The organism is Rhodococcus sp. IEGM 1330 (assembly GCF_033142445.1).
Lineage (GTDB): Bacteria > Actinomycetota > Actinomycetes > Mycobacteriales > Mycobacteriaceae > Rhodococcoides.
This window is the reverse complement of sequence record NZ_JAWLSB010000001.1, coordinates 182,820-206,626: the sequence shown is the minus strand read 5'-3', so window position 1 is coordinate 206,626 and position 23,807 is coordinate 182,820. Positions and strand designations below refer to the sequence as shown.

At 64.5% G+C, this 23,807-nt stretch carries 25 protein-coding genes; 8 read left to right on the top strand and 17 right to left on the bottom strand.

Features of this window, described 5'->3' with window-relative positions; genetic code table 11:
* Window positions 1-6: 6 nt before the first annotated feature.
* Genes mftC through mftA form a run of 3 tightly spaced genes read right to left on the bottom strand, consistent with a single transcriptional unit; the run spans window position 7 to window position 1,680 of the window.
* On the bottom strand, window positions 7-1,230 hold the full coding sequence (mftC, locus tag R4P57_RS00985) for a mycofactocin radical SAM maturase (RefSeq protein ID WP_317801043.1): 1,224 nt from the start codon (window positions 1,228-1,230) through the stop codon (window positions 7-9).
* 34 nt (window positions 1,231-1,264) lie between these two features.
* Entirely contained in the window at window positions 1,265-1,564 is a 300-nt protein-coding gene (gene mftB, locus R4P57_RS00980) for a mycofactocin biosynthesis chaperone MftB (protein ID WP_317801042.1), read from the bottom strand.
* A gap of 2 nt (window positions 1,565-1,566) precedes the next feature.
* Window positions 1,567-1,680 carry a mycofactocin precursor MftA gene (gene mftA / locus R4P57_RS00975; protein WP_080730438.1) on the bottom strand — a complete coding sequence of 38 codons (114 nt, stop codon included), beginning with the start codon at window positions 1,678-1,680 and terminating at the stop codon, window positions 1,567-1,569.
* Window positions 1,681-1,975: 295 nt separating this feature from the next.
* On the opposite strand from mftA, the gene mftM reads away from it, so the two are divergent.
* Window positions 1,976-2,803, top strand: coding sequence for a mycofactocin oligosaccharide methyltransferase MftM (gene mftM / locus R4P57_RS00970; protein WP_317801041.1), 828 nt, complete (start codon window positions 1,976-1,978; stop codon window positions 2,801-2,803).
* Between the two features lie 68 nt (window positions 2,804-2,871).
* Here mftM and R4P57_RS00965 read toward each other — a convergent pair whose 3' ends face one another.
* Window positions 2,872-3,219 (bottom strand): TetR-like C-terminal domain-containing protein, encoded by a 348-nt coding sequence (locus R4P57_RS00965; protein ID WP_317801040.1) that lies wholly within the window; start codon window positions 3,217-3,219, stop codon window positions 2,872-2,874.
* Here R4P57_RS00965 and R4P57_RS00960 point away from each other — a divergent pair.
* Entirely contained in the window at window positions 3,131-3,706 is a 576-nt protein-coding gene (locus R4P57_RS00960; protein WP_317801725.1) for a hypothetical protein, read from the top strand. The genes R4P57_RS00965 and R4P57_RS00960 overlap by 89 nt on opposite strands.
* A gap of 94 nt (window positions 3,707-3,800) precedes the next feature.
* On the top strand, window positions 3,801-4,223 hold the full coding sequence (locus R4P57_RS00955) for an SRPBCC domain-containing protein (protein ID WP_317801039.1): 423 nt from the start codon (window positions 3,801-3,803) through the stop codon (window positions 4,221-4,223).
* 10 nt (window positions 4,224-4,233) lie between these two features.
* On the opposite strand, the gene R4P57_RS00950 is transcribed toward R4P57_RS00955, so the two are convergent.
* From R4P57_RS00950 to R4P57_RS00910, 9 genes are all read right to left on the bottom strand, one after another.
* Window positions 4,234-4,914, bottom strand: a complete 681-nt coding sequence (locus R4P57_RS00950) for a MadR family response regulator transcription factor (RefSeq protein WP_317801038.1) — start codon at window positions 4,912-4,914, stop codon at window positions 4,234-4,236.
* Complete coding sequence (locus tag R4P57_RS00945) at window positions 4,911-6,266, bottom strand: MadS family sensor histidine kinase (RefSeq protein ID WP_317801037.1); 1,356 nt, start codon at window positions 6,264-6,266, stop codon at window positions 4,911-4,913. Before R4P57_RS00945 ends, R4P57_RS00950 begins: the two co-directional genes overlap by 4 nt.
* Window positions 6,263-7,486 (bottom strand): iron-containing alcohol dehydrogenase, encoded by a 1,224-nt coding sequence (locus R4P57_RS00940; RefSeq protein WP_317801036.1) that lies wholly within the window; start codon window positions 7,484-7,486, stop codon window positions 6,263-6,265. The genes R4P57_RS00945 and R4P57_RS00940 overlap by 4 nt, the downstream gene beginning before the upstream one ends.
* A 149-nt stretch (window positions 7,487-7,635) precedes the next feature.
* Window positions 7,636-9,153 (bottom strand): MadC family VWA domain-containing protein, encoded by a 1,518-nt coding sequence (gene madC / locus R4P57_RS00935; protein WP_317801035.1) that lies wholly within the window; start codon window positions 9,151-9,153, stop codon window positions 7,636-7,638.
* Window positions 9,150-10,187 (bottom strand): MadB family AAA-type ATPase, encoded by a 1,038-nt coding sequence (locus R4P57_RS00930; RefSeq protein ID WP_317801034.1) that lies wholly within the window; start codon window positions 10,185-10,187, stop codon window positions 9,150-9,152. Before R4P57_RS00930 ends, madC begins: the two co-directional genes overlap by 4 nt.
* Window positions 10,188-10,270: 83 nt before the next feature.
* Window positions 10,271-11,542, bottom strand: a complete 1,272-nt coding sequence (mdo, locus tag R4P57_RS00925; protein ID WP_317801654.1) for an NDMA-dependent methanol dehydrogenase — start codon at window positions 11,540-11,542, stop codon at window positions 10,271-10,273.
* Between the two features lie 198 nt (window positions 11,543-11,740).
* Window positions 11,741-12,925 (bottom strand): MFS transporter, encoded by a 1,185-nt coding sequence (locus R4P57_RS00920; RefSeq protein WP_317801033.1) that lies wholly within the window; start codon window positions 12,923-12,925, stop codon window positions 11,741-11,743.
* Window positions 12,926-13,047: 122 nt separating this feature from the next.
* Window positions 13,048-13,824, bottom strand: a complete 777-nt coding sequence (locus R4P57_RS00915) for a glutamate racemase (protein ID WP_317801031.1) — start codon at window positions 13,822-13,824, stop codon at window positions 13,048-13,050.
* Window positions 13,821-14,993 carry a cystathionine gamma-synthase gene (locus tag R4P57_RS00910; RefSeq protein WP_317566383.1) on the bottom strand — a complete coding sequence of 391 codons (1,173 nt, stop codon included), beginning with the start codon at window positions 14,991-14,993 and terminating at the stop codon, window positions 13,821-13,823. Before R4P57_RS00910 ends, R4P57_RS00915 begins: the two co-directional genes overlap by 4 nt.
* A gap of 81 nt (window positions 14,994-15,074) precedes the next feature.
* On the opposite strand from R4P57_RS00910, the gene R4P57_RS00905 reads away from it, so the two are divergent.
* Window positions 15,075-16,247 (top strand): acyl-CoA dehydrogenase family protein, encoded by a 1,173-nt coding sequence (locus R4P57_RS00905; RefSeq protein WP_317801030.1) that lies wholly within the window; start codon window positions 15,075-15,077, stop codon window positions 16,245-16,247.
* 39 nt (window positions 16,248-16,286) lie between these two features.
* Here the strand turns inward: R4P57_RS00905 and R4P57_RS00900 are convergent, their stop codons facing one another.
* Window positions 16,287-17,117, bottom strand: a complete 831-nt coding sequence (locus tag R4P57_RS00900) for a haloalkane dehalogenase (protein WP_317801029.1) — start codon at window positions 17,115-17,117, stop codon at window positions 16,287-16,289.
* 15 nt (window positions 17,118-17,132) lie between these two features.
* On the bottom strand, window positions 17,133-18,518 hold the full coding sequence (locus R4P57_RS00895) for a cystathionine beta-synthase (RefSeq protein ID WP_317801028.1): 1,386 nt from the start codon (window positions 18,516-18,518) through the stop codon (window positions 17,133-17,135).
* 97 nt (window positions 18,519-18,615) lie between these two features.
* Here R4P57_RS00895 and R4P57_RS00890 point away from each other — a divergent pair, with 97 nt between their 5' ends.
* A complete protein-coding gene (locus tag R4P57_RS00890; RefSeq protein ID WP_317801027.1) occupies window positions 18,616-19,629 on the top strand; it encodes an SGNH/GDSL hydrolase family protein in 1,014 nt (337 codons plus the stop codon).
* Between the two features lie 71 nt (window positions 19,630-19,700).
* Complete coding sequence (locus R4P57_RS00885; RefSeq protein ID WP_317801026.1) at window positions 19,701-20,921, top strand: acetyl-CoA C-acetyltransferase; 1,221 nt, start codon at window positions 19,701-19,703, stop codon at window positions 20,919-20,921.
* 68 nt (window positions 20,922-20,989) lie between these two features.
* Here R4P57_RS00885 and R4P57_RS00880 read toward each other — a convergent pair whose 3' ends face one another.
* Window positions 20,990-21,838, bottom strand: a complete 849-nt coding sequence (locus tag R4P57_RS00880) for a Bax inhibitor-1/YccA family membrane protein (protein WP_317801025.1) — start codon at window positions 21,836-21,838, stop codon at window positions 20,990-20,992.
* A 197-nt stretch (window positions 21,839-22,035) separates the two neighbouring features.
* Between R4P57_RS00880 and R4P57_RS00875 the strand changes: the two genes are divergently transcribed.
* Complete coding sequence (locus R4P57_RS00875; RefSeq protein WP_317801024.1) at window positions 22,036-22,461, top strand: hypothetical protein; 426 nt, start codon at window positions 22,036-22,038, stop codon at window positions 22,459-22,461.
* A gap of 3 nt (window positions 22,462-22,464) precedes the next feature.
* On the opposite strand, the gene R4P57_RS00870 is transcribed toward R4P57_RS00875, so the two are convergent.
* Entirely contained in the window at window positions 22,465-23,592 is a 1,128-nt protein-coding gene (locus R4P57_RS00870; RefSeq protein WP_317801023.1) for a class I SAM-dependent methyltransferase, read from the bottom strand.
* A 92-nt stretch (window positions 23,593-23,684) separates the two neighbouring features.
* Between R4P57_RS00870 and R4P57_RS00865 the strand changes: the two genes are divergently transcribed.
* Window positions 23,685-23,807, top strand: coding sequence for a hypothetical protein (locus tag R4P57_RS00865; RefSeq protein ID WP_254925592.1), 123 nt, complete (start codon window positions 23,685-23,687; stop codon window positions 23,805-23,807).

The window sequence follows — 23,807 nt, the reverse complement described above, 5'->3', positions numbered from 1 at the left end:
TGTTTCCTATTCCATTCCTGCGAGCGGGTTCTCGTCGCAGATCTTCGCCGGCGGGCGCATCATCAACGTGAGCGGCACCGACTTTCGAGGGGTCTTGCGCTGACCGGTACGAGAATGATCGACACTGGACTTGGGGATCTCCCCTGCCGCTGCCAGAGCCATTTCGCCGTTACCGATGACGCATTCGGGATCCGGGCCGTCCATCGGCAGGCCCGTGAAGAATTTCGCTGCCATGCACCCGCCACGGCACGAATCGAAATGGGCGCACTTGGTGCAGGCCCCCGAGGTCTGCGGCGAGCGAAGTTCCTGGAACAATTCCGATGTCTGCCAGACCGATTGGAACCCGCCCATGCCGTCTTTTGCGTCACGGACGATGTTGCCTGCGAGGAAGTTCTCGTGAATGGCGAAGGGGCAGGCGTAGACGTCGCCGATCGGGTCGATCAGGCACACCACACGCCCGGCACCACACAGGTTGAGCCCGGGCAGAGCGTCACCGAAGGCCGAGAGGTGGAAGAACGAATCGCCCGTCAACACGCCCTCGCCGTTGGCGACGAGCCAGTTGTACAGCTCGCGCTGCTGACCGGCCGTCGGGTGCAGATCGTCCCAGACATCCGCGCCGCGACCCGACGGCCGCAACCGGGTGATACGCAGTGTCGCAGCATATTTGTCGGCGAGAGCCTTGAAATCGTCGAGCTGACTCACGTTGTGTCGGGTGACGACGACGGAGATCTTCGCGTCGCGGAAGCCGGCCTCCTTCAGGTTCTCCAGAGCCCGGCACGCCATGTCGAACGAACCCGGTCCACGGACCGCGTCGTTGACCTCGGCGGTTGCGCCGTCGATGGAGATCTGTACGTCGACATAGTCCGACGCGGCCAACCGCGCGGCCACCTTCTTGTCGATCTTGACCCCGTTGGTGGAGAACTTCACACCCACCTGATGGGCCGTCGCGTAATCGACCAGCTCCCAGAAGTCCGATCGCACAGTCGGTTCGCCGCCGCCGATGTTGACGTAGAACACCTGCATTTTCTGCAACTCGTCGATGATCGACTTGCACTGCTCAGTACTGAGTTCGCGAGGGTCACGGCGACCCGACGAGCTCAGGCAGTGCACGCACGACAGATTGCAGGCGTAGGTCAGCTCCCACGTCAGACAGATCGGCGCGTCGAGCCCGAGCTCGAACTGATCGACCAGTTTTCCTACCGGAGCTGGTCTTTCGAGGGTGGAGGTCATGGGCGGAAGTCCTCTTCTGCAGTAGGTCTGGGCTTTACGGGCGAGTGATCATGTTCGAGTGAGCCAGCGTCGCGAGCGCCGTGACGTACGGGGCCGACTGCGACTCGGTGATCCCCGCGGCTGCGATCGCCGAACGCATGTCCGAGTGATCGGGCAGCGATTGGATGATCGCCACGATCGTGCGGTTCTTCAGAAACGAAAGCTTGCGAGTTCCGAAGTGGTAGAGCAGCGCCCCGAACGACTCGGGACGCAGCGCCACCTGCGGATGCAGAGCCCAACGCGCATCCAGATCCAACCCGACCGCATCGAGGTCATCGCGCACTGCAGTGGTCATGATCAGTACACGCCGCACATGCCGTCGATCGACACTTCCTCGACCAACGACTCCTCCACGAGATCGGATTCGACGACAGCCGTACCGACCACAGCATTCTCATTTTTCTTCGACATCTGGAACCTCCTGCGAAATATGCTCGGTCACAATCCGATTGGTTGTGTCTCGGATCACCACGCTAGCGGCCGATCACCAGTCGGAACCGGCGTGACGGGAGGAACTGGTCGGCCGTCGCGACGAACCGTCCATATGGGTAGGTAGCGGCCCGTCCGGCGCGCGGGGTTCACAGCGTCCGAGCGGCCCGACCTGCTCGGGAGCGGCCGATTCGCCGACCTACGTGTGGAACGCTCGACCTCACCGAAGGGGCAGCCACGCCGAGTGGGCGACGTGCGACGAACAGGAATGACTTCGATGACCGAATTGGATGCACTTGCACCGAGCCCGGATGGAGTGTGGGCTCACGAGAACGTGGTCGTTCGGCATCTTCCCGGACTGGAGTTCGACGCGGCCCGGACAGGGTCGACCGTGCAGGTGTGCCATGGCCTGACGTCGGCCGAGATCGGTGAGCGCCTCGTTCCGATCGTGACCGCACAGGCACGTCATGTGGGTCTTTCACAGCGCGAGTTCGAATTGGTCTTGGTCGGAATCGTGCGCACCACCGTCGCCGATCCGGTCGACGCCTGGGCCACCTATTACCGGAATTCGCTGGACGAGCTGCTCTCGGGAACCGCCGACTTCGCGCCGGTCCATGAACGCGCAGAGAAATTGGTCGTCGGATCGGTGCTCGACATGGGTTCGTGCTTCGGCTTCTTTCCGCTACGGCTGGCGATGAAGGGTCATTCGGTGACTGCGACGGACCTGTCGGCCGGCACCATGCGGTTGCTCGCCACCGTTGCCCCGCACCTCGGGATCACGCTCGACACCATGGTGTGCGACGCTGCGGATGTTCCAGTTGCCGACGGCAGTGTCGACACGGTGACTGCACTGCATCTCCTCGAACACGTCGACGCGGAGACAGGCTCGCGCATAGTGAAAGAAGCACTACGCATCGCGCGCACTCGTGTCGTGGTTGCCGTGCCCTTCGAGACCGAGACCACCGCCTGCCACGGACACATCCGCACGTTCGACCAGGCTGCCCTGGTAGAACTCGGTCGCTCGACGGGCTCTGGATTCGAGACCTCGGAGCACCACGGCGGATGGCTCGTGCTCGACAAGGCCTCGGCTCCCCAGTTTGCCTGATATTCCCGTCGAACCTGGTTCTGTCTCAGCAATTTTCGAGCATCGGCGTTCCCCTGTCGAGATCGGGATCAGGACTGCCGAACATCCTCGTCGGACCGACGCGTCGCCCGGGGCTTGGTGTCGGCCCGTCGAGTGAGAGCGATGACGAACCCGTCGACGAGACGATCGAAGCTCCGATCGATGTCTGCACTCATGGCAAACGCTCCTGCCGTTTCGTAGGAGACGAATCCGTGGAGAGCGGATCGGAACGCCCGGATCGCATCGACCGCATCGTCTCCTTCGAGGCGGTACGCGGTCAGTACGTCGGCGATGACACCGATGGCGGCCATGGAGACCGACTCGTCCTCGACATCGTCCGGGGCGGGAATCAGATTCGACGCCTCGTACCGGGCCGGATGCTCGAGCGCCCAGGCCATCGTCGGCAACTCGCTGGCCGCCGGGGCAGCGGTGATCGTCGCCGCCGATCATCCCCGCCAGGTCGACGGGTTGGCGCTGGTCGGACCGTACGTGCGTAACCCACCCTCGAATGTGTTCACGCGGGCGATGTTTCACACGATGATGGCACCGCTGTGGGTTGCCCTGATGTGGAAGTCCTACATGGCCTCCCTCTATGCGGGACGCAAGCCCGACGACTTCGACGACTACCGCACTGCGGTCGTCGCCAGCCTGAAACGGAAGGCGTACGGCACAGCGTTCTCGAAAACGACACGACAGACCGATCACGCGGTTGCCGAGGCCCGACTCGGTGAGGTTGCCGCACCCGTCGTGGTGATCATGGGAGAACTCGACCCGGACTTCGAAGATCCTGCGGCCGAGCCCACTGGATCGCCGACACACTCCACGGCGAGGTCGTCATGGTTGCCGAAGCCGGCCACTATCCGCAGGCACAGCAACCCGACGTGACCGCCGACGCCGTGCTCGAATTTCTCACCGCAGTACACAGCGCCTGACCCCACACCCCACCCGAACCTTCACGAACGGACACATCATGGGCATCGTGCTCACTTCGACCATCGACATTGCCGCCACCCCCGAGCAAGTCTGGGACGTGCTCTCCGACTTCGCTTCCTACGGCCAGTGGAGCAACTTTTCCCGCGTGACCGGAACAGCGACGAAGGGCACCAGGCTGTCCATCCGAATGCCGGGCATGTCCTTCCGTCCGTATGTGACCGCGGCCGTTCCGAATCAGGAGCTCGAGTGGTCGGCGAAGATCGCCACCGAACGCTTCTTCGTCGGTCGGCACACCTTCCAACTGATCCAGAACGACGACGGAACCACCCGACTGAACAACGTCGAAACCTTCTCCGGTGCCTCCGTACGGCCGTTCCGACGATTGTTCGCCAGCAAGGAGGACGACGGGTATGCCACGTTCAATCGTGCGCTGAAGCAACGGGTCGAGACACGACCGACCTCGAGATGAGTCCGTCGTTCTAGATCAAGCCCTGCTTACTCGCCGCGTACACGGCCTCGGCTCGTCTGGACACCGCGAGCTTGCGCATGATGTTGCTGACGTGGAACTTGACGGTCGTCGCCGAGATGAACAGTCTCGTACCGATCATGTTGTTGGACAATCCTGTTGCCAGTAGCCGAAGCACTTCGAGTTCGCGCTCGGTCAGGCGCTCGATGCTGCTCGGAGTGCCGTTGAGAGAGCGAACGACGGCCGAGGCACTCCGCGAGTCGAATGCACTCTCGCCTCGCGAGACCGCGCGGATCGCGCGTACCAACTCGGTGGTGTCGACGTCCTTGACCACGTATCCCCGCGCTCCCGCATGCACCGCCTCCACCACGAGTCGGTCGTCGAGGAAGGTCGTGAGCACCAGAAGCCCGATTCCGTTGTGCGCCTTGGCCAATTGTGCACACAGGGCAAGTCCCTCGTAATCCGAGCTGGCCGAGAGCTTGAGGTCCATCAGCACAATGTCGGGCTCCACCCGCGCGACGACGGCCAATCCCTCCTCCCGTGTCGACGCCTCCCCCACGATCGTCAGGTCCGTCTCACGCTCGAGCACCGACCGTAGCCCGTCGCGCAGAATCGCATGATCGTCGACCAGCACGATGCGGACCGTGGGTGCGGCCACTTTCCCTGGGCCTGTACGAACCGTCGGAACACTCACTGTGTTTCGCCCTCCTCGGATGGTTCACGAAATGGAATACGAACCGCAATTCGTACTCCCCCGGTACGGGCACGGCGGATCTCGAAGACGCCACCGTGCTCGCGGGTGCGGGCCGCCATGTTGGCCAATCCGCGGTGCCTGCCGTCGACGTCCGTGGACTCGGCCATGTGCAGCATCATGCGCAGATGGGCCGGGTCACCGTCACCGTCGTCGGCGACCGACAACTGCACGTGATCGGCCGTGTAGGTCAATCGGAGGATCGCCCGGGATGCATTCGCATGCACCGCCGTGTTGAACAACGCCTCGCCGGCAATGCGGAGCAATGCGTGCTCGCATTTACTGCTCAACTCCACGGGAGTTCCCTCCACGCGTAGGGAGACCTGCAATTCGTCGGGCATGTGGACCACGGACAGTTGTTCGAGCATCTCGGGCAGCGACGTGCGATCGGCGTCCTGCGGGTGATTGAGCGCGTAGATCGCCGACCGCAGCTGATCCACTGCCCTACGAGTCAGATCCTTGGCCAGATCCAATCTGTCACTCCGCTCCTCGGCCGATATGTCGCTGCGACACACCTCGATCTGCATCCCTGCGGACAACACGGCCTGGGTGACACTGTCGTGCAGTTCACGAGCGATGCGATGGCGTTCGTCGTCGAGGACCTGATGACGATGTGCGGCACCCAGTTGTCGCTGTGTCAGCAGGAGTTCGGCATTGCGGGCTGCGAGATCGGCTGCTGTTCGATTCGCCTCGGCATAGGCACTCTCGGTGCGCTCGAGCAATTGCCGTCGACTCTGAAAGAGAGCCGAATTCTGTAGCGCCACAGCAGTTTGGCTGGCAAGGATGCTCAGAACCGCCGCGTCGGTCGCGTCGAGCACCCGGTGGTCACCGGTCCACGCAGCGAACGCACCGACAACGCCTCCATCGAACGCAATAGGTACGAAGGCGTGATGGGCCGAGATGACCGGAGTCAGTCCGTCGCCACACGTCGAATTCCGGATCGACTCGAGACAGTCGATGACGTCGTCCGGCAGCGGTGGACCTTCGACGTTGTCGACCAGGAACGGTGTTGCGTCCGGTCCGAGCACCAGCCTCCTCGGACCGGCATCCGGGAGCGCGCCGTCCGCAAGCGCAAACACGACCCACCGTGCACTCAGATGGGCGCGAGCAGCTTCTGCGACGGCGCACACCAGTGTTTCCGGGCCGTCGACCGTGCGCACCAGAGCTCGTGAGATCAGTTCGAGTGCGTACACCACACGTTCCAAACGCTCTGCCGCACCACGATACTGGGGATAGAACGTGTTCTTGCCCGAGCGCAACCCGGTCAGCAGAGACAGATCCGGTCCTGAAGTCACAACGCACTCCGGAACAGATCGACCATCTCGCGATGCGTCGCCGAGCGCGGGTTGGTGGACATACAGGCGTCTCGTAGCGCGTTGGTCGCCAATACATCGATGTCGGTCTCGCTGACACCGATCTCCGCCAGTCCTGCAGGAACACCCACTCGACGGGCGAGACGGTCGACCCGATCGGCAACAGCTTCCGCGGCTTCCTCCGGACGCGCTCTCCCCTCGGGGAGCCCGAGACTGGTCGCAATCGCCACGTACGGCAGCGGATCTTCGGCGGCGTTGAAACGAATGACGTGCGGCAGCAGCACTCCGTTGATCACCCCGTGCGGCAGGTCGAGAAGTCCGCCCACCTGATGACTCATGGCATGCGTGGCCCCGAGAATCGCGTTGGTGAAGGCAAGTCCTGCTTCGAGGCTCGCCTGCGCCATCGATCCACGGGCGGTCATGTCGGTGGGTTCGTCGATGGTGCGTGCCAGCTGCGACATCACCATGGTGATGGCTCGGAGCGCATGGTGGTCGGTGAGCTGATTGTGCCCGAGCGAGACGAACGCCTCGATCCCATGGGTCAGCGCATCCAAACCCGTTGCTGCATTGAGCCACTCGGGCATCGTGGTGAGCAACCGTGGGTCGATGACGGTGATGTCCGGAACCAGTGCCCGGCCGAGGATCGTAATTTTCGTCGAGCGTGCGGTGTCGGTGACGATGCAGAACTGCGAGACGTCCGCACCGGTACCCGAGGTGGTGGGCACCATGACCAGAGGCGGGATCGGTCGGGTGGCTTGATCGACCCCCTCGTAGTCGAGAATCCCGCCACCGTTGCCGGCGAGAATGGCAATCCCTTTGGCCGCATCCATCACCGAACCGCCGCCGATGGCCACCAACACATCGCAGCCGAGTTCGGTGTAGGTCGCATACCCGGCTTCGATCTCGAAGTCCTTGGGGTTGGGTGTCAAGGCACTCCACACCTGTGGCTCCAGGCCCTGCATCACGAGCAGGTCGACCAGCTGCCCTGCCCAGCCACTCTCGAGCAGACCCGAGTCCGTGACGAGCATCGGCCGAACCCCGCCGAGCCGGCATGTCGCGTGCGCGACCTCACCCAGCGAATCCGGACCGAACACGATCTCGGGCGCATGGAACTTCAGGACTCGAGGGGCCTCGACCCGGCTGCGTTGCGAGTCCAGGTCGTGCAGAGCCTTGCCGACGTCCGCAGTAGCTGCCTGGTCCATCGTTCACACCCTCGCTGTCCCTCGGTCCGAGAATATCCGGGCCTGTGATTCAGGTTACAACCTTACGAGAGCTGCGGGTCCGATCCCACCAGCGCCGGGCCAGGTTCCTACCTACCCGATCGGGTAGGTAGTGCGAACCGATGGTCAGGTCAGGACAGCGCATGACCGAGTTCAGCTGCCTGCGCCGTCAACTGTTCCCCGTCCCGTGCGACCACCACCCGGTCACAGACCTGCTCGTAGTCCTCCATCGAACATGCGGCCTGCGCCCAGTAGCGTCGCGCTTCGGGAGTGATCCAGGCGATGCGGTGCACCTTGGACCGAATCTTCTCCAATGCGTCGAGTCCAGCCGGCCGGCCGTTGCACCGCCCGTCCCCCACGATGATCACGGCGGTGCGTTTGTTCAGCACGTCCCCATGAGAGTCCAGAAGATCCCCGAAGGTCTTGCCGTAATCACTGCTGGCTTCGAGGTCCAGCCGCGCATCGGCAAGCACGGCGGCGAGCGCGCCGTCACCGGTGCTACCGAGGAGGGAGGTCGTGACATCCACGGGCGCATCGACGAATCCCATCACCGTGCATCGGTGTGCGCGCGCATGCATCGCCTGGGCGAGCCGCAGGGTGAACGCGGTGATGGGCCGTACCGACAGTGAGACATCTGCCAGCACGAGCAATCGGACCTTGTCGGGTACAGGCGTTTTCGTGACCAGACGGAAAGGGATGCCGTCGGTCCGCAGACTCGACCGCACGGTGCGCCTCATGTCCAACGGCCCTCGGGAGTGCTCGCGCGGCCGCGGCCGCGGGGTACCGCGCATGTGCCGCAGCACTTCGTGACTCGCGCGCTCGATCTCGGCGTGCCGGTCCATCGCCTGCGCCGCACCGTCGATCGGTACCGGTGAGGACATCGTGCCGGTCAGATCACCCAGCGCCGCGACGAATGCCTCGACGGCATCGGTGATCCGGTCCAGCATCGCGGCACTGAGCGGACCGGAATCACCGCCGTCGCCGTAGACGCTACGCGGATCGTAGGCGTCGAACCACGCCAGGATGCTCGCTGGATCCTCCCAGTTCAGTTGTCCCGCAACCGCTCCGCTGGTGCTCGACGCCAACTCTCCCGCCGCCGTCGATCCGGACCGTTCCAGGTCGACGGTGTAGGTGACCCCGCGACGACCCATGTCGCCATCGGTGTCGATCGACAGATCGTGATCCTCGGAGGAAAGGCTGATGTCGTCGTCGTCCTTGTGCGGGTTGAAGCCCTTGTCGGCCTCGGGCGCGTCGAGCAGATCCCCGATCTCGACGGCACGCTCGTTGTACTCGGCGTATTTCGCCGCCTCCTGATCCGCTCCCACGTCCAGATCCGTCGGCAGTCCGCCTGCTACCTGGGCGCCCAGAGGCGAACGGTGCTCGTCCACAACCCCCTCGGCCGCACGGTGAAACATCGACTCGAACGCGAGATCGAAGCCGTGCTGTTCGTGGTCGTACTTCGCGCACGTCGCGCGCAATGCCGCGCGTAACACCGTCAGGTCACGGCCCCCGAGAAGACCGAGGACGCGTCGTACCTCGATGACCTCGGCCGGCGACGCCGCTACTCCGAAGCGCCTGAGCGTCCGCCCGAAGACAGCCGCCAGCACATCGAGCACCACCGATGCCGAGAACGACTGGCGCCCGGTCATCGTCGTATTCCGATGCCGCCCTTGTCGCGTCCACCGTGTCCTCGGAATGCCGTCGCGGTCGTATTGACGATCGTTCCGAGTGATGTTGCTGCAGTGGATGTTTCTGCTACCGGCCCTGCCATGGCGATCTTCATGTCCGAGGAGTACTTGACCAGCGCGGCGAGCAGATACTTGCGGGTGTCGTCGGCGTGTCCGAGCACCGACGCGATGCGGGCCGCATCGATCACCTCCGAGATCGACGGGCTCTTGCGTAGCGGTAGATCGCGCAATTCGGATGCCAACTCGACGATTTCGGCGACTATCTGTGCGGGCACCTCAGGAGCTCGAGCGGTGACGATCTCTCGTTCACGCGTAGCCGTCGGGTAGTCGAGATGGAAGTGCAGGCAGCGACGCTTGAGGGCCGAGGACAGCTCACGAGTGTCGTTGGAGGTCAATATCACCCACGGATCGCTGCGCGCGGTGAACGTGCCGACCTCGGGGATCGTCACCTGCTTCTCCGCAAGTACCTCGAGCAGCAACGCCTCCATCGATTCCTCGGTACGATCGACCTCGTCGACCAGGAGCACCACCGGCTCCTCCGAGAGCACCGATTCCAGCAGGGGGCGCACGGCGAGGAAAGGCTCGGAGTAGAGACCGAAATCTTTGGCAGCGAGCATCTTCGAGGCGTCGTCGATATCGGTGACGTGTTGGGTGAGCGCGCCGATGTGCTCGCGAAGCATCTGCACGTGCAGCAGTTGCTTGGCATAGTCCCACTCGTAGAGGGCTCGGTTGTCGTCGAGGCCCTCGTAACATTGCAGCCGAACCAGCTTGCGTCCGCTCGCCGCGGCGAGGGACTTGGCCAGCTCGGTCTTGCCCACGCCCGCGGGGCCTTCGAGCAGGAGCGGACGATCGAGTGCTGTCGCCAGATGCACCACGGTGGCGAGGTCGTCGTCGGCGATGTAGTCCTGCTCGCCGAGCGCGCGCTGCAGATGAGACGCGTCGGTGAATCGAACGGTGCCGGTGTCGTCGCTACGCACTGTCGACAGCGAGGTCATGTGTTTCCCTTCGGAAGGCGGCTGCGCCGCATGTGAGCGGAACTTCGACCCCTGCTACGAAGTTCCGCTCACATGGGTGGCGGTTAGTACGACTCGTTGATCGCGTGAGAAACGACGGGAATCATCGACTCCACGGTCACCTGACGGGGGTTGCCCGGGGTGCACCAGTCTTCCTGGATGTGCTCGGAGATCTTCAGAACCGACTTCTCGTCGCCCTTGATCACGTCGCCCTTGCCGGCGTACTTGCCGGTGTTCATCCGGTTCTTGTCGTACGTCGCGGAACGGATGGAGCCGAAGTTGTCGGGAATCCCGACGTCCTTGGCGAGCCGGATGGCGGCTTCGACGGCAGCATCGGCTGCCTGCACGGTGGTCATGTTCTTCGTATCGACGCCCATGGCCACGGCGATCTCGGCGTAACGCTCGTAGCGTGAGGGCAGGTTGTACTCCCACACGCGCGGCAGAGCGATGGCGTTGTTGAGGCCGTGCGCGCTGTCGTAGAACGCGCTGATCGCGTGCGAGATCGAGTGGATGACACCGAGTCCGCCGGAGTTGAAGGCCTGCGTCGCGATGTACTGGGCGTTCATCATGCCCTCGCGAGCCTTCAGGTTGCCCGGGTCGTACACAGCTTCACGAAGATGCTTCGACACCAGCCCGATCGAGTAGATGGCGTTACCCAAGGACGGCGCGAAGTCCAGACGCGAGACGTACGGCTCGGCGCCGTGTGCGAGAACGTCGAAGCCACAGAACGCGGTCCACTGCTGGGGGCAGGTGTAGTAGAGCAGCGGATCGTCCAGTGCCAGAGTCGGTGTCGACGCCTCGTCGAAGGCGAGCCACTTGTGCGGCTTTTCCATGTCCGAGGTGTCGGTGATGACGTAGGCCCAGGATGTCTCCGAACCCGTTCCGGCAGTGGTCGATACGGCGATGTGCGGCGGGTTCTGCTTGTTGGTGGACTTGGAGAAGCCCTCGAACTCGTTGATGTTGCGGCCGTCGTGGGCGACGACGACGCGGATGCCCTTGGCTGCGTCGTGGCTCGAGCCACCACCGATGGAGATGACGCTGTCGCACTTCTCCTTCTGGTAGAGCGCGGCACCGTCCATGACGTTGTAGTCCTTGGGGTTCGACTCGACCTTGTCGTAGAGGACCACCTCGACGCCCTGGTACTCGATCTTGCCGATCAGTTCCTCGATGATTCCGGACCCGCGCAGACCGGTCGTGACCAGCAGCGAGCGCTTGAACCCGAGTTCCTTGGCCTCGACACCGATCATGTCGTGGGCGCCGACACCCAGCTTGGCGCGCGGCAGCGGGTGAAACTCCTTGATGGGGAATTCCCAGATCTGATTGAGCTCGATAACCATCGGTGTCTCCTCGGTGAGTGTGAGTGACAAGACGCCTTCTTCTGTGATCGGCGTCTCACTGATGACCACACTTCACTGCCCTGCACCGCGTGGGAACACCTCGAGGCGGGAACCCTGCCAACGACCCGACCGAACTACCCGATCGGGTAGGAGTACTCGCTCACCCTCGGCAGAGGAAGACTCACAGACTCTGGCGCACTATCGATCTCGCCGCTGTGCCAGCGAGAATCCGAGAACCGAGAACAACGCCATCGTTATGACGAACGCGCCGTACACCTCCACCGTCGTGCTCAGCCCCAGTCGGTGCACGGCCAGTCCTGCGGCCACTGCGGGCACGCTGAAGGCGAGGTAGCTGATGACGAACGTCGTGGCGAACACCCCGCCTCGCTCGGCGGCGGGAACCAGGGCACCGAGCGTGCGCATCGCGCCGAGAAATGTTGCCCCCCAACCCGATCCGGCGATGACGGCCCCGACGAAGTACAGTGCTATCGACTCGATCTGCACCGACACCAGGGTCAGCGCGACGCCTGCAGCCAACACCGTCGCACCGGTCATCATCACTGTCCGAGGGAACCCGTTGCGCACCACCGCAGCTGCCACTGCGCCCGAGGCGAACAGTGCGAAGATCTCCAGCCCGCCGACGATGTGGTTGTCGATACCGAAGACGCCACCGACGATCGAGGGTCCGAGCGAGAGGTGGAAGCCACCGAGAGACCAGGTAGCGAACAGAGCAGGGGCGATGAGAAAGAACGGTGCCCGCACCGACTTCGGGATCGACATCCTCGGCAGCAGGGTCGACGCGAGGTGACGGCGGGAATCGAAGCCGCGCAATGCCGAGGTCTCGGGGACGAACAACAGGGCGACGGCCAGGGTCAGGGCCAGGGCGATCAACAGTGCGAAAACCAGGATCTCGGGCGCGGGAGCCAGTTGAACCAGCAGCCCGGCACCGAGCGCACCGCCCGCCAGACCGAGGGAGGGGGCAACGCTGTTGAGCAGCGGTCCGGTGGAGGCGTTGGGCTGCAGATCGATGACGGCCGCACTCATGGCTCCCGTAGCCGCGCCTGCGGCAATTCCCTGCACGACGCGAGCGGCGATGAGGAGCGGAACGCTGTCGGCGACGATGAACAGCACCAGGCTCACGACGAGCAACAGCAGCGATGTGATGAGAATCGGCTTACGGCCGATGTGGTCCGACAGGCTTCCGACGGTGAGCAGCGTCGCCAACAGCGCGACCGCGTACACGGCAAAGATGAGGGTGAGCGTGATCGCGCTGAATCCCCACGACTGCTGATACACCGGGTACAGCGGAGACGGTGCCGCCGAGGACGCCATCAGGATTACGAAGGCGACGCCGACAACCCAGAACGCGTATCGATGCGGCATGCGCACCGCCGTCCGTCCCGCTGGACTCCGAGTGTCGACGCCGACCATGTGTTTCCCTTCACCGCAGTGACCGTTAGCTCAGTGAAAGACAACGCTCGGGAGCGTCCAGCATTCCCCGACGGTCAGTGTTGCTCTGCTCGAGCGTCGCCCCGCAGCAGCATTCCTTCGCGGTACCGCTGCGCGCTCGCAGGCAACCCGCCCTCGATTCCGCTCAACCACACCGATACACGGCCGGTACCCGAACCGCTCGAACCGACTTCGTCGACGCGTCGCACCGTCTGGTTGGCCACCGCCTCGGCGCTGTCGAACATCGTCACCCGGGTGGGCAGCTGCGCCACGATCTCGTCGAGCACCAGCGGGTAGTGAGTGCAACCCAGCACGATCGACTCGACATTGTCCGGAGTGGCTGCCACGGCCGCGGCGATGGCGGCACCGATCCCCCGCACGTCACCGCGATCGATCGAATCCGCCAGACCGTGGCACGCCACACTCGTCACCGTTCGGTGCGAGGCGAACTCCTCGATCAAGCGCGCCTGATACGCGCTCGCCGTCGTTGCCGCCGTCGCCCAGATTGCGATCCGATCGCTCACCGCTGCAGCGGGTTTGATCGCCGGAACGGTACCCACCACCGGAATCGTGTCACCGAGCGCGGCCCGAACGTGACTCAGCGCCGTCACACTGGCGGTGTTGCACGGAAGCACGACCACCTCGGCACCGAGTTCGACGGCATGCTGCGCTGTGCCGACAACCCGGTCCACGACCCACCCGTCCGGCTTGGGTCCCCATGGAGCGTTGTCGGGGTCCATCATCAGCACCAGATCGAGCTCGGGGCGCGCTTGTCGCAGCCGCGCAGCCGTCGGGAGCATCCCCAGGCCCGAGTCGATCAGTGCGACGATCATGCCAGCGCTTGCTCGACGTCACCGACCAGATCGGCACCGTCCTCGATACCGACCGACAGACGCACCAGATCGTCGGGCACCTCGAGCAAAGACCCGGCCGTCGACGCATGAGTCATCGCGCCGGGATGTTCGATCAACGATTCGACGCCACCCAAGGATTCGGCGAGGGTGAAGATCTCGGTCTTCGCGCAGAAGTCCAGTGCAGCCTGCTTGCCACCGGCCAGACGAACCGAGACCATCCCGCCGAAGCGTCGCATCTGCTTCGCGGCGACCGCGTGGGACGGATGGGATTCGAGCCCGGGGTAGATGACCTGCGAAATGGCCGGATGCCCGTCGAGGAATTCGACGATCTTCTCGGCGTTGTCGCTGTGTCGCTCCATCCGCAGCGCAAGGGTCTTGATGCCGCGCAGGGTCAGGAACGCGTCGAACGGTCCGGGAACGCCGCCCGCGCCGTTCTGCAGGAACGCGAACGCCGTGTCCAGTTCCTCGCTGTCGGTCACCAGTGCGCCGCCGACGACATCGGAGTGACCACCGATGTACTTGGTGGTCGAGTGCAGCACCACGTCGGCACCGAGGCTCAGGGGCTGCTGCAGATACGGGGACGCGAAGGTGTTGTCGACGACGAGCTTGGCCCCGCCCTCGTGCGCGACGCCCGCGAGCGCCTCGATGTCACCGACGTTGAGCAACGGGTTTGTGGGCGTCTCGACCCAGACGAGCTTGGTGTTCGGACGCATCGCCGCGCGGACCTCGTCGACGTCCGACACCGCAGCCACCGAGTATTCGATGCCCCACTGGGTGAAGACCTTGTCGATCAATCGGTACGTGCCGCCGTAGGCGTCGTTGGGGATGACGAGGTGGTCACCGGGACGCAGCGCCGAGCGCAGCAGGCAGTCCGTGGCCGCCATGCCCGAGGAGAACGCGCGACCGTAGGTGCCGGACTCGATGGCCGCGAGATTGGCTTCGAGCGGCCGACGCGTCGGGTTGCCGGTGCGCGCGTACTCGAATCCGCTGCGCATGCCGCCGACGCCGTCCTGAGCGAAGGTGGAACTGGCATAGATCGGCACGTTCACCGCGCCGGTCAGCGGATCGGGCTCGTAGCCGGCGTGGACCGCCTTCGTGGAAAAGCCCTGCCAGGAGGTGTTGTCTGCCTTGCTGCGCTGCTCACTCATGGCCTCCACACTAATCGGCCTGCTTCGCCCGGCGGGGTCGTGGGTAACCTGCGAAGACAACCCCCAGCGGAAAGAGGCACCGTGGCCAACTCCCAGAGCGTCGACGAACTGTTCGCGATCGATTCACTCCTCGACGACGAGGAGCGACAGATCAGGGACACCGTGCGCAAGTTCGGCAACGAGCGCATCCGTCCGCACATCGCCGACTGGTTCGAGGAGGGCACAGTGCCCGTGCGAGAGCTGGCCAAGGAACTGGGCTCGCTCGGCCTGCTGGGCATGCACCTCGAGGGCTACGGCTGCGCCGGAACGTCCGCGACGGCGTACGGCCTGGCCTGCCTCGAGCTCGAAGCGATCGACTCCGGCATCCGTTCGCTGGTCTCGGTGCAGGGCTCGCTGGCAATGTTCGCCATCTGGAAGTACGGCTCCGAGGAGCAGAAGCAGCAGTGGCTTCCGGGGATGGCCGAGGGATCGCTGATCGGTTGCTTCGGGCTCACCGAGGCCGACTTCGGATCGAACCCCGGCGGCATGCTCACCCGCGCCAAGCGCGACGGTGACGACTGGATCCTCAACGGCAGCAAGATGTGGATCACCAACGGACCCGTCGCCGACGTCGCCGTGGTGTGGGCACAGACCGACGACAAGATCCGCGGATTCGTCGTTCCCACCGATACCCCGGGATTCACCGCCAACACGGTCAAGAAGAAGCTGTCGCTGCGTGCGTCGATCACCGGAGAGTTGGTGTTCGACGACGTCCGACTCCCCGCAGACGCGATGCTGCCCGAGGCCCTCGGTCTGCGCGGACCCCTCAGTTGCCTCAACGAAGCGCGCTTCGGCATCGTCTTCGGCGCGATGGGCGCGGCGCGGGACTGCATCGAATCGGCGATCGAGTACTCGCAGACCCGCGCGGTATTCGACAAGCCACTCGCCGGATACCAGCTCACCCAGGCCAAGCTCGCCAACATGGCCCTCGAACTCGGTAAGGGTCAGCTGCTCGCCCTGCACCTGGGCCGACTCAAGGACAAGGGCGAACTGCCGGGCGAGCGAGTGTCACTCGGCAAGCTCAACAACGTGCGCGAGGCCATCAAAATCGCCCGTGAATGCCGAACGATATTGGGGGCCAACGGAATCACGCTGGAATACCCGGTGCTCCGTCACGCCAACAATCTCGAATCCGTCCTTACCTACGAAGGTACGTCCGAGGTCCATCAACTCGTGATCGGACAGGCACTGACCGGCACCAGCGCAGTGCGATAGAGCGGCTGGCGCCGCAGGTGAGTGGAACTTCGTAGCAGGCTACGAAGTTCCACTCACATCCGTGGCCCAACCCAGGAGGGCGTCGGCTGTTGCAGCGGGTTGATCCTCGGGAAGAAAGTGCGTGCCACTGCCCACGTCGACGATCGTCATCGCGCGTCCATGGTTTCGGCACCACGCGACCTCGGCGCGCCCGACAACCGCACCCGGAGTGCCGTGCATGAGCAAGGTCGGCATCGTTGCATCCGCGAACACCTGCTGATTGCTCGTCACGATCGAGACGACATCCGACGGCTCCCCTGCGATCGGTATCTCACGCGTCCACCGGAGCATCGGCTCGCGCGAGTCCGGATTCACGAATGGACGGCGATAGGCATCCATTTCCTCGGGACTCAGTGTCCGAAGGATTCCCGATGGCAGCACCGTCTCGATCATGACGTTGTCCACGAACACCATTCCCTCACCTACACCGGCGGTGCGCAACGCCGAGAACAGTGCTCTTGCGCCGTCGTCCATGTCGTCCCATCTATCGATGGGACGTAGATGACCCTCCATCACCGCTACGCCGCGCACCCGGCCCGGATCCGAGCGGGCGAGAGCGAGAGCGATGACCGCGCCCCAGTCGTGGCCGACGAGAATGACGTCGGACAGACCGAGCTCGTCGATGAATTCACCGACCTGGGCAATGTGGTCGACCAGACGGTACCCGGAGGACGACACGCCCGACCGACCCATCCCGACGAGATCGACGGCTATGCACCGATAGCCGGCAGGCGCGACGACGCTGGTCACGTCCCGCCACAGATACGACGACGTCGGGTTGCCATGCAGAAACACCATCGCCGGACCGTCGCCGGATTCGACGTAATGCACTGGTCTACGCCAGGCCTAGGCGCCCTTGCTGAGGAATCCGAGCAGATCGTGGCGAGTGATGACGCCGACGGGCTTGCCTTCTTCGACGACCATCAGCGCATCGGATTCCCCGAGTGCCTTGGTGGCGTCGGAGACGGTTTCGCCCGCACCGATCAGTGGGAACGGCTCGCTCATGTGCTTGGCGACCGGGTCCGCCAACGCTGCGCGACCCTCGAACACGGCACTGAGCAGATCACGCTCGGTGACGCTGCCGGCAACTTCGCCTGCCATGACGGGCGGCTCCGCTCCGACGACCGGCATCTGCGAGACGCCGTACTCGCGCAGGATCTCGATGGCGTCGCGCACGGTTTCCGACGGGTGGGTGTGCACCAGATCCGGCAGCGCACCGGACTTACCGCGCAGCACCTCGCCCACCGAGGTCTCGTGGGTCTTGCCGTCGAGGCGTGAGCGCAGGAATCCGTACGACGACATCCACGAGTCGTTGAAGATCTTTGCCAGGTAGCCGCGGCCACCGTCTGGGAGCAGAACCACCACCAACGCGTCGGGCCCCTCGCGCTCGGCCACCTCGAGCGCGGCCACCATCGCCATGCCGCACGAGCCGCCGACCAACAGGCCCTCCTCTCGGGCGAGGCGACGGGTCATGTCGAATGCGTCGGCATCAGACACGGCGATGATCTCGTCGGGGATGGACGGGTCGTACGCGCTGGGCCAGAAGTCTTCACCAACCCCTTCCACGAGGTACGGACGTCCGGTGCCACCGGAGTACACCGAACCTTCTGGATCTGCACCGATGACCTTGACCTTGCCGCCGGACATCTCCTTGAGGTACCGGCCCGTCCCGGTGATGGTGCCGCCGGTGCCGACGCCGGCCACGAAGTGCGTGATCTTGCCGTCGGTGTCAGCCCAAATTTCGGGACCGGTGGTCTCGTAGTGGCTTTCCGGGCCGGCCGGGTTCGCGTACTGGTTGGGCTTCCACGCACCCTCGATCTCACGGACGAGGCGATCGGAGACGCTGTAGTAGCTGTTGGGGTCGTCGGGCGCGACGGACGTGGGGCAGACGACGACCTCGGCTCCGTAGGCGCGCAGCACGTTGCGCTTGTCCTCGCCGACCTTGTCGGGGCACACGAACACGCACTTGTAGCCGCGTTGTTGAGCGACGAGCGCGAGGCCGACGCCGGTGTTGCCGGACGTCGGCTCGACGATGGTCCCGCCGGGCTTCAGTTCTCCGGATGCTTCTGCGGCGTCGATCATCTTGACGGCGATGCGGTCCTTGGAACTGCCACCCGGGTTGAGGTACTCGATCTTGGCGGCCAGGGTTGCCGAGCCGGCCGGGACAACAGAGTTGACCTTCACCAGCGGGGTGTTGCCGATGAGTTCGGTGATGTGCTGAGCGATGCGCATTGCACCATCTTCCCAGATGCGGGTATTCGACTCTCGGTCACGGCCGTCGACACCCCGCATACGATGGTGTCGACGGCGCGACGAGAGGGATCGATCTGTGACGGCGAGCGGATGGCGCACCGCTGCGAAAGCGAGCGCCGCGACGGTACTTGCGGGCTCTGGAGCAGGGACTGCGTCCTGGGCCGCATACCGACATCTGATGGCTCAGGCCGCTGCAGCTCGTGGTGTCATCGGGCGCACCACCGCCAAACCACCGGAGGCCGACGGCATCTACACCGCTGGATGCGCGGCCCCGGAACGGTGGCGGATGGGAAATTCAGCAGATATTCATCTGATGATCTTCGGCGACTCCACTGCTGCAGGCGTGGGCTGCATCGTCGCCGACGAAGTTCCCGGCGTGCTACTCGCCCGCGGACTTGCAGAGGAAACCGGGCAACGAATTCGATTGAGTACCAAAGCAATTGCCGGTGCCACCTCCAAGGGCCTCGAAGGCCAGGTCGACGCCATGTTCGTCGCGGGTCCGCCGCCCGACGCAGCGGTCATCTTCATCGGGGCGAACGACGTCACCAAGAAGTTCTCCATCCCGGCTTCGGCGGCCCGGCTCGGCGACGCGGTCGAACGATTGACGGCCAAGGGCTGCGTCGTCGCCGTGGGCACGTGCCCCGATCTCGGTGTCGTGACGGCCATTCCGCAGCCGCTGCGCACCGTCGTCCGCAATTGGGGTCGACGCCTCGCGAACGCGCAGACGGCCCGCACGCTCAGCGCCGGCGGACATCCGGTGGCGCTGGCGGATCTGCTCTCCCCCGAGTTTCTCGCGGCGCCCGACACCATGTTCTCGGCGGACCGCTTCCATCCGTCGGCCGCTGGCTACGAGCTCGCGGCACAGCAGATTCTGCCCGTACTCGCATCGGCATTGGGGGTGTGGCACGGCGGCCCGTTGCCCGAGCTGCCGACCGTGTCCGCTGCGGCCGAATCACGCAGGGCCATCCCCCGCGCCACGGCCGCACTCGATCGCTTCCTGCGTCGCAGAACGGCAGAGCTCGATGCCGAGATCGTCACTGCGTCGGAGGATCTCGTACGTCGTGGCGGCGGCGGTCAGGCGGGGTTGTAAGTTCGGTCAGGAGACATCGCCTACTCGGCGGTAACAGAGCAGGTAAGCAGTATCGATTCGAAGGAGATCTCATGCCAGAGGCAGTCATCGTCGCCACCGCGCGCTCACCGATCGGCAGGGCGATGAAGGGGTCGCTCAAGGACATTCGTCCTGACGACCTCACCGCTCAGATGGTCGCCGCCGCGCTGGCCAAGGTGCCCTCGCTCGACCCGAAGGACATCGACGATCTCCTCCTGGGCTGCGGACTGCCCGGCGGCATGCAGGGCAACAACCTTGCTCGCATCGTCGCGGTTCAGCTCGGCTACGACTCCCTGCCCGGAACGACGATCACGCGCTATTGTTCGTCCTCGCTGCAGACCACCCGGATGGCGCTGCACGCGATCAAGGCAGGCGAGGGTGACGTGTTCATCTCCGCCGGTGTCGAGAGCGTGTCCAGCTTCATCCATGGCAGCTCCGACTCACTGCCCGCGAGCCACAACCCGATCTTCGCCGACGCCGAGGCCCGCACCAAGAAGGCACAGGAAGAGGGCGCGGACAGCTGGACCGACCCCCGCGAGAACGGCGAACTGCCCGACGCGTACATCGCGATGGGCCAGACGGCAGAGAACGTCGCCCTCCTCACCGGCATCACCCGTGAGGACCAGGACCACTGGGGCGTCCGCAGCCAGAACCGCGCCGAAGAAGCGATCAACGCCGGCTTCTTCGAGCGCGAGATCACTCCGGTGACCCTGCCCGACGGCACCGTCGTCAACACCGACGACGGACCTCGCGCCGGCACCACGTACGAGAAGATCAGCCAGCTCAAGCCGGTCTTCCGTCCGAACGGCACCATCACTGCGGGCAACGCCTGCCCGCTCAACGACGGCGCAGCAGCGCTCGTCATCATGAGCGACACCAAGGCCAAGGAACTCGGCCTGACCCCGCTGGCCCGCATCGTTTCCACCGGAGTCACCGGCACATCCCCCGAGATCATGGGCCTCGGCCCCATCGAGGCCACCCGCAAGGCGCTGAAGATCGCGGGCATGTCGATCTCCGACATCGACCTGTTCGAGATCAACGAGGCCTTCGCAGTTCAGGTCCTCGGTTCTGCACGCGACCTCGGCATCGAGGAGGACAAGCTGAACATCTCCGGTGGTGCCATCGCGATCGGTCACCCGTTCGGCATGACCGGTGCCCGCATCACCACCACGCTGCTGAACAACCTGACAACACAGGACAAGACGTTCGGCGTCGAAACCATGTGCGTCGGCGGCGGCATGGGCATGGCCATGGTGCTGGAACGCCTGAGCTGAGCAGTAGCTCCCCCGAAAGACAGAAAGCCCCGCACTCCGAAAGGAGTGCGGGGCTTTCCTCGTGAGTACTAGTCGTTGTTGAAGTAGGTCAGCAGGCGCAGGATTTCGACGTACAGCCACACCAGAGTGATGGTCAGGCCGAGGGCGACGCCCCAGGCTGCCTTCTCGGGAGCCTGTGCACGGATCAGCTGATCGGCCTGGTCGAAGTCGAGCAGGAAGCTGAACGCTGCGATACCGATGCAGACGAGGCTGAAGATGATGGCGATGGGTCCGCCGTCACGCAATCCGAAGCCACCGTCCATGAAGAAGCTGGCGACGAGGTTGCCCAGCATCAGAACGACGACACCGATGAGGGCACCGACGATCATGCGGGTCAGGCGCGGCGTGACGCGAATCGCACCGGTCTTGTAGACGATCAGCATGCCGAAGAACACGCCGAACGTGCCGAGCACGGCCTGGCCGATGAGGGCCGATCCACCGACTCCGCCGAACTCGACGCCGGTGAACATCATGGACAGCGCGCCGAGGAATACGCCCTCTGCCGCGGCGTAGGCGAGCACGATCGCCTTGTTGTCCATCTTGCGCCCGAATGTCGCGAACATGACCAGGCCGAAGCCGATCAAGCCGCCACCGATCACGAACGGGATGGCCAGATCGGGGTTACCCGATACGAGGAAGTACGAGATGATCGCCGTGACGCTCAACACACCGAGGGTGATGCCGGTCTTGGTGACGACATCGTCGATCGTCATGGCCCGCTGAGCGGGCTGCGTGGTGTACGGATCGGCCTGCGTTCCGGGATGCTGGCCGAAGGTTGCGGCCTGCGAGGCTCCAGCCGTCGCAGATCCGAATGTGGCGTAGCCGCCGCCCTGCTGCTTGGGCAGGTTGCGGAACACCGGGTTGCTGGAGGTGCGCACCGTGTCTCTTCCCTTCGTAAGTTCTGATCCCCACCGGGGATCTCCCCGTCGGTCATCAGTAGAACGTCTGACATCCGGACAAAAGTTCCCAGGAGGAGAACTTCTACGACGGACAAATCGGACTCTACCGGGTAGGGCCTCGACACGCGGAGACGACGGCGTGTGTGACACCGAATCGAAACGGGCACTATGAGGAAATGGCTATCGAAGACGGACCCGACCAGACTTTGGACCCCAGTGAAAGCGTCGACTCCGACGAGGTGCGCAACGACGACGGTGACACCGTGGTCGATCCCCCGGACCACTGGAGCGAAGCCAACAGCTTCGGAACCACAGCCCGTGAGGCCGCCGAGGGCGAGAGCCTCGACCTCAAGCTCAGCGAGGAAGAACCCGACGTCGCCGTCGAGGAGGACCTCGACCGCCCGATCGCGCAGACACCCGACGACGAGCTGACCGAGGAATTGGTGGATCACGTCGTCGAGGAGTCGGACGAAGATCCCGACATCGACTACGCGGAAGGACAGCGTCAGGCAGAGATCGTCGAAGGCACTCTCGTCGAAGATCTCGGACGCAACCGGGGACAGATCGACGGAACTCCCGAAGACGGCGGCCCCGTCACCTGATACTCACCGTTGCTCGCTCGGGCGTACCGAGCGAGCGACGGTGAACTTGCCGTTGCGCCCCATCAGGTCGGTGGGGCCAACGGCGTCGGCCAGTTCGCGCCGATAGTTCAGATGAGTGTTGAACACCGTCCACAGCTGACCGCCCGGCCGCAGCACCCGACCGGCCGCGACGAACAACTTGCTGGCCCCACCCGTGTGCACCGCAGCACCCTCGTGGAACGGCGGGTTGCACACCACCAAATCGACCGACTCGGACTCGACAGTGGACATCGCGTCGTCGGAAAGCACCGATATTCGCGCCCCATTCGCCTCCGCAGTGGCCGCTGCCGACGCGATCGCGGCGGCCGAGCGATCGGTGGCGATCACCTCGAGATCAGGCCTCGTCCGAGCCAACTCGGTCGCGAGAATTCCTGTGCCACAGCCCAAGTCGACGGCGACACGGGCTCTCGGGAGCATCTTCGGAACGAACTCCAGCAGATATCGCGTCCCGATGTCGAGACCGGCCCCCGCGAACACCGCACCGTGCGCCACCACCGTCAAGTCCAGGTCGGCAATCCGCTTGCTCACCGGATACGTCATGCCCGACGCCACCGCCCCGCGTGCGGTGAGCACTCGGGCTTTCTGCCGTCCTCGGCCGGCCGTGACGGTCTCGAACGACTTTCGCAGGACGTCGTTCATGGCCGGGGTCATGTGCTTGTCTCGTCCGCCCGCGAGGACGACGACGTCCGCCGACGTGTGTGCGGCGATGTGTTCGGATATCTCGGTCAGTTCGGCCAGTCCTCGCGGCAACTGCATCAACACCACCCCGACGCCGTCGAGCAGTTCGGCACCGAGGGCGTGCTGGGTGTAGCTGCCCGACATCGAGACCCGCGCGGCGTTCAGCTCGAGCGCCCGCACGCCGGTGACGGCGTCCTGATGAACGCGTACCGCGGTGAACCCCAGCGAAACGGCCCCGAGGGTCAGGGCTCCGTACCGGTCGCCGATCACCGCGATCGGCGTCGCCCTGTCGATTCCGGGGAGTTCGTCGACGGTATCGAGGACGAGGCGGTCCGCAGCGTCGACGGCATGGAGGTTGGGTGCCTCGGCGTCGGGCTCACGCCGCAGGGCGTCGAACAGGGATTCATCGGGCACTCGAGCAGTATCCCACCCGAATACGACCGGTCGGACACGGTCGTTCCGCGCGGCAAGTGGCTATTGCGGCGAATCAGGGGCATGCTCGGGGAATGGAACACAAAGACAAGAACGAGGCACTGTTCAGCCATCCCGACGACGCATCGACCGATGCGCACGCCGAAGCCTCGAAGCCGGCCGTCTACACCGCCCTCTTCAGCGGCGCGAACGAATAG